Below are 7139 nucleotides of genomic sequence, written 5' to 3' on the forward strand. Positions count from 1 at the left end.
AGTACTACCGGGCCACGGGGTGGTTACTTACCGGGCTCCAGCACCGCGGTGCCGACGTACGGCACCAGGGCGTCCGGGACGCGCACGCTGCCGTCGGGTTGCTGGTGGTTTTCCAGGATCGCCACCAGCCAGCGGGTGGTGCCGAGCGTGCCGTTGAGGGTCGCGGCGATCTGCGGCTTGCCGTTCTCGTCGCGGTAGCGCGTGGCCAGCCGCCTGGCCTGGAACGTCGTGCAGTTCGAGGTCGAGGTGAGCTCCCGGTAGGTCTGCTGGGTGGGCACCCACGCCTCGCAGTCGTACTTGCGCGCCGCCGACGAGCCCAGATCGCCTGCGGCGACGTCGATCACCCGGTAGGGCACCTCGATGGCCGCCAGCATCTCGCGCTGCCAGCCCAACAGCTTCTGATGCTCGGCGACCGCATCTTCGGGCTTGCAGTAGATGAATCCCTCGACCTTGTCGAACTGGTGCACCCGGATGATGCCGCGGGTGTCCTTGCCGTAGCTGCCGGCCTCGCGCCGGAAGCACGACGACCAGCCGGCATACCGCTTCGGGCCGGCCGAAAGGTCGAGGATCTCGTTCGAGTGGTAGCCCGCCAGCGGCACCTCCGAGGTACCGACCAGGTACAGGTCGTCGGCCTCCAACCGGTAGATCTCCTCGGCGTGTGCGCCGAGGAATCCGGTGCCCGCCATCACTTCCGGGCGCACCAGCACCGGCGGGATCATCAGCGTGAACCCGTTCCGCACGGCCACCTGGGTGGCCAGTTGCAGCAGGCCCAGCTGCAACAGCGCGCCGGCACCGGTGAGGAAGTAGAAGCGCGAACCCGACACCTTGGCGCCGCGTTCCATGTCGATCAGCCCGAGCGTCTCACCCAGCTCGAGGTGGTCCTTGGGGTTCTCGATCGCCCGCGGCTCGCCGACGGTGTCGAGCACCACGAAGTCGTCCTCACCGCCGGCCGGCACGCCGTCGATGATCACGTTGCCGATCGCCATGTGGGCGGCGGTGAAGGCACTCTCGGCCTCGGCCTGCGCGGCCTCGGCGGCCTTGACCTGCTCGGCCAGGTCCTTCGCCCGCTGCAGCAGGGCCGGACGCTCCTCGGGCGTCGCCTTGCCCACCAGCTTGCTGGCGGCCTTCTGATCGGCGCGCAGGTTGTCGGCCGCCGAGATCGCGGCTCGCCGGGCCGTATCGGCCTGCAGCAGCTCGTCGACGCGCCCCGGGTCCTCTCCGCGAGCCCGTTGCGACGCACGGACGGCGTCGGGATTGTCGCGCAGCAGCTTGAGGTCGATCACGGGCGCAACCCTACTTTTTGAAGTGCGGCGACGTACATCTGAGGTGGTCGATCGAAGTGTGCCGAAGCGACGGCGACCTGAATCCCACCGCTGGAGGGCACAACCACGCAACATTACAACCGCATCAGTTGTCACAGAGGCTGACACGCCTGTCACAATGGGGGGCAATGTTGGAAGCACCCGAGCACCCCGAGCACCCCGATAGTGGGGGCCTGCTCGCCGCACCTCTGCAGGACGAACAACCCGCACAGGAACGGTGGTGGCAGAGTCTGGCAGCCGCGTCGACGCGACGTGCGCTCCTGTTGACCGCGCTCGGCGCACTACTCATCGCCGGCCTGATCACCGCGTTGCCCCGGAGCGAGGGGGCCAACTCCGGTCCGGGCGCCATCGCCCTGGGCCCCCGCGGTAACGACACGTTCAATCACGTCAAGCGTGGCGACTGCCTGAACTGGCCCGGCCGCAACCCCGACGCCGCGCACATCGTCGACTGCAAGGACAGCCACCGGTTCGAGGTCGCCCAGTCCGTCGACATGCGCACGTTCCCCGGCAGCGAGTACGGGCCGGGTGCGCCGCCACCGACGGTGGATCGGATCAAGCAGATCAGCCAGGAGCAGTGCACCCCGTCGGTGCGCGGCTACCTCGGCCCGAAGTACGACCCGAACGGCAAATACACCATTGGCCTGCTCTGGTCCGGCGAGAAGGCCTGGAAGCAGTCCGGTGAGCGGCGCATGCTGTGCGGCCTGCAGTTGCTCGGCCCGGGCGACAGCCAGTTGGAATCCGCGGGCAAGGTGTCCGACGTCGATCAGTCCAAGGTGTGGGCCGCGGGCACCTGCCTCGGTATCGATGCCGCCACCAACCAGCCCACCGACGTCCCGGTCGACTGCGCGGCGCCGCACGCGATGGAGGTCACCGGAGCGGTCAACCTCGCCGAGAAGTTCCCCGGCGGGCTACCGGCCGAGGGCGACCAGGACAACTTCATCAAGGACGCCTGCACCGCCCAGACCGATTCGTACCTGGCCCCGGTCCAATTGCGCACCACCACACTGGCACTGAGCTACAGCACGATCTCGCTGCCCAGCTGGTCGGCAGGCAGCCACCAGGTGTCGTGCAGCATCGGCGCCACACTGGGCAACGGCGGCTGGTCGACGCTGGTCAACAGCGCCAAGGGGCCGTTGATGATCAACGGCCAGCCCCCGGTCGCACCGCCCGACATCCCGGAAGAGCGGCTCAACATGGAGCCCATCCCGATGCCGGATGTGGACGAGCCGCCGTCGTCTTCTTCGAGTTCCTCCGGGTCGTCGTCCTCGTCGGGCTCGTCGGGCTCCTCGGGATCGGGCTCATCGGGTTCGTCGGGCTCGAGTTCGTCGTCAGGCTCCTCGGGATCCTCTGGGTCCTCTGGTTCGTCGAGTTCGTCGGGCGGCCAGCACCTGCCGCAGGCCGCGACCACGGCAGCGCCGGCTCCCACGCAGGCCAACACCTTCAACCCGCCGCCGCCTGAGCAGGCCCAGGCCCCCGCACCCGAACAGGCTCCGGCACCGGCTCCCGATGGCGGCGCGCCGCCCGCCGGCCCGCCGCCGGGTGAGCCGGTTCCCGTACCGCCGGGACCGTAACCCGTGCCGGTGCGGATGAGCTCGCAGCGTTTCGACGAGTTGGTATCCGACGCACTCGACCTGATCCCGCCGCAGTTGGCGGCCGCGATCGACAACGTCGTGATCCTGGTCGAGGATCGCGATCCCGACGAGCCCGAGATCCTGGGCCTGTACCGGGGAATCGCGCTGACCGAGCGGGATTCCTGGTACGCCGGGTCGTTGCCGGACACCATCACGATCTACTGCGAAGCCCTGCTGGACTTCTGTGACAGTGAGGCCGACGTGGTCGACGAGGTGGCGATCACCGTGATCCACGAGATCGCGCACCATTTCGGGATCGATGACGAGCGGCTCCACGAACTGGGTTGGGGATGAGCCGCTTGCGCGAAGACAAATAGCTGGGGATGAGCCGCTTGCGCGAAGACAAATAGCTGGGGATGAGCCGCTTGCGCGAAGACAAATAGCTGGGGATGAGCCGCTTGCGCGAAGACAAATAGCTGGGGCTAGGTCACCAGGCGCGGCAACCACGTTTTGTCGGCCCACAGTGCTATCAACGGGCTATGACCATCCAGTGCCGGGAGTGCGCGGCCGGTCTGGAGCATTGCCACGGCACCGTGATCCACCACGTCCGGTACCGCACGGAATGCACCGACGACGCCTGCACCACCCCGGAAGCAGCGCACACGTTCAGCCTCGACTGTGAGGCGGTCGGCTGCCAGTGTGCACATGAGAGCGCACTCGCGAACCGGCGGTACGCCTAGCCCATCGGGTCGGTTTCGGACGTCACCGCGTCCGCGACCGGTGTCACAGCGGGCTCCGGATAGAACGGCGGAGTCACCGCCGCCCACTGCACACAACTCCAGCGCCCGTCGGTGATCGGCGCCAGCACAATCGATTCGGTGTTGGCCAGGTGATGGTCGAGGGCGAAGCTGCCGTCGACGCCGGCCAGCACGGCAGCCACCAAACGGATCGCGGCGCCATGGCTCACCAGCACGATGTCGCTGTGGAAGTCCTGGTCGTCGAGGTAGCGCAAACGAAGTTCGGTGAGCACCGGCACGTACCGGCCCAGGACCTCCTCTGCGCTCTCTCCGCCGGGCATCGGTACGTCCAGTTCGCCCAGGTGCCAGCGTTCGTAGATCCGGTTGAACTCGGCGACGGCGTCGTCGTCGCTGCGGTCCTCCAGTTCACCGACCTGAACTTCGTGAACCCCTTCGAATTCGAATGGGACAAGCCCGGTTTCGGTGCCGATTCCGGCGGCGGTCTGCGCTGCGCGCCGGGCCACGGAGTGGGCCAGGATCGACGGGCGCTGACTGAGCGTGCCGGCGAACCGCCGAGCCTGGTCGTGCCCGAGGTCGGTCAGCTCGGCACCGGGCGGTCGGGTGTCCAGACGCCGGGCGACGTTGCCGTGAGACTGACCGTGGCGGACGAGTATCAGCCGTCCACTCATGAGGTACCCGTCCCGTCACGCAAGCCCGTCAACCACCGCGTGGCCTCGTCCAGACGCGGCGGGGGCGCACCCGCGCTCGCTCCGGTCGGCCAGGAACCCAGATATCGCACATCAGTACAACGTCGGTGCAGCGCTTTGAGTGCCTCGGCCACCGAATCGTCATCGATGTGTCCCACGCAGTCCAGGAAGAACATGTACGTGCCCAGCTCGGTTCTGGTGGGCCGGGATTCGATCCGGGTGAGGTCGATGTCGCGGATCGAGAACTCGGTCATCGCCGTGACCAGCGCACCCGGGACGTTGTCCAGGCGAAGCACCACCGAGGTGCGGTCGGCGCCGGTGGCTGCCGGCGGTACGCCGGGCGGCCCGGCCAGGACGAAGCGGGTTCGGGCGTTGGCCTCGTCGACGACGTCGGCGGCCAGGATGTCCAGGCCGCAGCGCTCGGCGGCGAGCCGGGTGCTCACCCCGGCGTCGGCGTGGCCCCCGGCGACCTGGTGGGCGGCCGCGGCGTTGGAGGTGGCGGGCACGATCTCGGCGTCGGGCAGGTTGGCGGCCAGCCACCGGCGCACCTGCGCGAGGGCCACCGGGAATGCGGCCACGGTCTGTACCGGCCCGCTGTGGCCGGGGCGGGTCACGATCGTGAAGGCGACGTCGAGGGTCAGCTCGGCGTAGATCTGCAGCGGTTTCCCGACCGCCAGGCTGTCCAGTGTTGGCAGCACCGATCCCTCGATCGAGTTCTCGATCGGCACGCATGCGTAGTCGGCCCGGCCGTCCCGTACCGCGGCCAGTGCCCCGGGGGTGCTGTCGGTCAGGACGGGGGTGAAGCGGTCTTTGCCCCCACCGGTCGCCGGCTGCAGGTCCGGCACCATCTCGTGGGCCACCATCTGCAATAACGCCACTTCGGTAAAGGTTCCCTCCGGTCCGAGGTAGGCGATGCGCGGCACATCCCAACCCTATCGGGTCGACGAGTGCACTACGGGTCGATGACGGCCCGGCCGGTGTTTCACGAAAGCCTTGCCCGCACCGCACGGCGCAGTTAAGTTAGGCTTACCTCACTTGAAGACCTCACCTAGTTTCGAAGGCGGCGAGATGGCCATAGCGACACCGACGACAGCCGAGCGGATCCGCAGTGCATGCGCGCGAGGCGGCGGGGCCATGCTCGCGGTCGAGGGCATCGAACCGGTCGCCTCGCCCGTTCATCACCTGCTCGAAGACGGGTCCTTCGCGATCACAGTCCCCGAGACCAGCCCGCTGGCCGGTATGGCGATGTCAGCCGGCTCGGCCGGTGTCCAGGCCGTGTTGGAGATGACCGACTACGCCCCGCTGCCGCTGCGCGAGCCGGTGCGCTCCCTGGTGTGGATCCGCGGCCGTCTGCAGCACGTGCCGTCGTCGGAGGTCGCCGCACTGCTCGATCTGGTCGCTACCGAGAATCCGGATCCGGCCCTGCTGCAGGTGAACTCCAGGGCCGGGTCGCACTCCGGACAGGATGACGACAACTACATGCTGATGCGCCTGGAGATCGAGTCGGTGGTGGTGGCCGATTCCACGGGTGCCGAGTCGGTCGGCCTGGGAGCCCTGCTGCAGGCCCGCCCCGATCCGTTCTGCGCGATGGAATCCGGTTGGCTGCAACACATGGAGTCCTCCCACCGCGACGTGGTGGAGCGCCTGGCCACCCGCCTGCCGATGACGCTGCGCCAGGGGCGGGTCCGCCCGCTGGGGCTGGACCGCTACGGCGTGCAGCTGCGGGTGGAGAACGAACACGGTGACCACGACGTGCGGTTGCCGTTCCCCAAGCCGGTCGATGACGTCACCGGCCTGAGCCAGGCCATCCGAGTGCTGATGGGCTGCCCGTTCCTCAACGGCCTGCGCGCGCGCCGGATCTGACCCGCACGGACTTCCCCGCGGCCCGGGCGCCGCTACCGTAGCTTCGGTGACGACTTCGGCTACCGGGCCCGACGAGCAACTCGAGCCGCAGCGTCGCACGCTCAAGATCGAGATCGCCGTCGTGCTGGCGGTGACGTTCGGGCTCAGCGCCTACACCGCGGGGCTGCGGCTCATCGAAGCGGTAATGCTCGGGCTGTCCGGCCAGACCGTCGCTCTCAACCCGAAGCGCTCCCCGTTCGACCTGATCGACCTCGGCCTGCACCTGGCCGTGGTCCTGCAGTTGCTGGCCTGGGGCGTGTTGGCCCTGTACCTGTTGTGGCGCAGCGGTTTCGGACCATCCGCGATCGGGCTGTCGCGCCCGCAATGGCGTGCCGACGGCTTGGGTGGGCTCGGCCTGGCCCTGCTGATCGGCCTGCCGGGTCTTGGCTTCTACGTGCTGGCCCGCGTCCTGGGCCTGAGCGCCGACGTCGAACCGGCCGAGCTGTACGACACGTGGTGGCGCATCCCGATGCTGCTCGGCGTGGCGTTCGCCAACGGTTGGGCCGAAGAGATCATCGTGGTGGGGTTCCTGCTGACCCGGCTGCGCCAGCTGGACGTCAGCCCCGGGCGGGCACTGGTGATCTCCAGCCTGCTGCGCGGCGCATATCACCTGTACCAGGGCTACAGCGCGGGTCTCGGCAATGTGGTGATGGGCCTGGTGTTCGGCTACGCATGGCAGCGCACCGGGCGGCTGTGGCCGCTGATCATCGCCCACACCCTCATCGACGCGGTGGCATTCGTCGGCTACGCGCTCGTGGCGGATCATCTGAGCTGGCTGCGATAGCGCCTCGGCCACGTACATTTCTGCTGTGGACGACTTCACCGCCTCAGGGGGGCCTCCCGACCCGCGCTCGCGGCGTCCGGGACCGCGCCGCCGTGACGCCGAGCCGTCCCAGGTGA

General features: G+C 68.6%; 8 protein-coding genes. 5 read left to right on the forward strand and 3 right to left on the reverse strand.

The genetic code is table 11. The features are described 5' to 3' along the window. Positions 1–23 precede the first annotated feature (23 nt). The gene (serS, locus tag EH231_RS21925) at positions 24–1283 is read right to left on the reverse strand and encodes a serine--tRNA ligase (RefSeq protein WP_124713327.1); all 1260 of its coding nucleotides are present in this window, start codon (positions 1281–1283) and stop codon (positions 24–26) included. 167 nt (positions 1284–1450) lie between these two features. On the opposite strand from serS, the gene EH231_RS21930 reads away from it, so the two are divergent. From EH231_RS21930 to EH231_RS21945, 3 genes are all read left to right on the forward strand, one after another. Next, a complete protein-coding gene (locus EH231_RS21930; RefSeq protein ID WP_124713328.1) occupies positions 1451–2893 on the forward strand; it encodes a septum formation family protein in 1443 nt (480 codons plus the stop codon). A gap of 3 nt (positions 2894–2896) precedes the next feature. Further along, positions 2897–3247 (forward strand): metallopeptidase family protein, encoded by a 351-nt coding sequence (locus tag EH231_RS21935; protein ID WP_164480979.1) that lies wholly within the window; start codon positions 2897–2899, stop codon positions 3245–3247. A 185-nt stretch (positions 3248–3432) separates the two neighbouring features. Beyond that, a complete protein-coding gene (locus EH231_RS21945; RefSeq protein ID WP_090429868.1) occupies positions 3433–3633 on the forward strand; it encodes a hypothetical protein in 201 nt (66 codons plus the stop codon). Here the strand turns inward: EH231_RS21945 and EH231_RS21950 are convergent. Both EH231_RS21950 and pheA read right to left on the reverse strand, forming a co-directional pair. Further along, positions 3630–4319 (reverse strand): histidine phosphatase family protein, encoded by a 690-nt coding sequence (locus EH231_RS21950; RefSeq protein ID WP_090429866.1) that lies wholly within the window; start codon positions 4317–4319, stop codon positions 3630–3632. The genes EH231_RS21945 and EH231_RS21950 overlap by 4 nt on opposite strands. After that, entirely contained in the window at positions 4316–5260 is a 945-nt protein-coding gene (gene pheA / locus EH231_RS21955; protein ID WP_090429864.1) for a prephenate dehydratase, read from the reverse strand. The genes EH231_RS21950 and pheA overlap by 4 nt, the downstream gene beginning before the upstream one ends. A gap of 145 nt (positions 5261–5405) precedes the next feature. Between pheA and EH231_RS21960 the strand changes: the two genes are divergently transcribed. Both EH231_RS21960 and EH231_RS21965 read left to right on the forward strand, forming a co-directional pair. Then, positions 5406–6200 carry a DUF2470 domain-containing protein gene (locus EH231_RS21960; RefSeq protein WP_124714350.1) on the forward strand — a complete coding sequence of 265 codons (795 nt, stop codon included), beginning with the start codon at positions 5406–5408 and terminating at the stop codon, positions 6198–6200. A gap of 46 nt (positions 6201–6246) precedes the next feature. Beyond that, positions 6247–7023 carry a CPBP family intramembrane glutamic endopeptidase gene (locus EH231_RS21965; protein WP_090429861.1) on the forward strand — a complete coding sequence of 259 codons (777 nt, stop codon included), beginning with the start codon at positions 6247–6249 and terminating at the stop codon, positions 7021–7023. The last annotated feature ends 116 nt before the right edge of the window (positions 7024–7139 follow it).

Origin of the sequence: Mycolicibacterium nivoides, assembly GCF_003855255.1 — a bacterium.
Classification (GTDB): Bacteria; Actinomycetota; Actinomycetes; order Mycobacteriales; family Mycobacteriaceae; genus Mycobacterium; species Mycobacterium nivoides.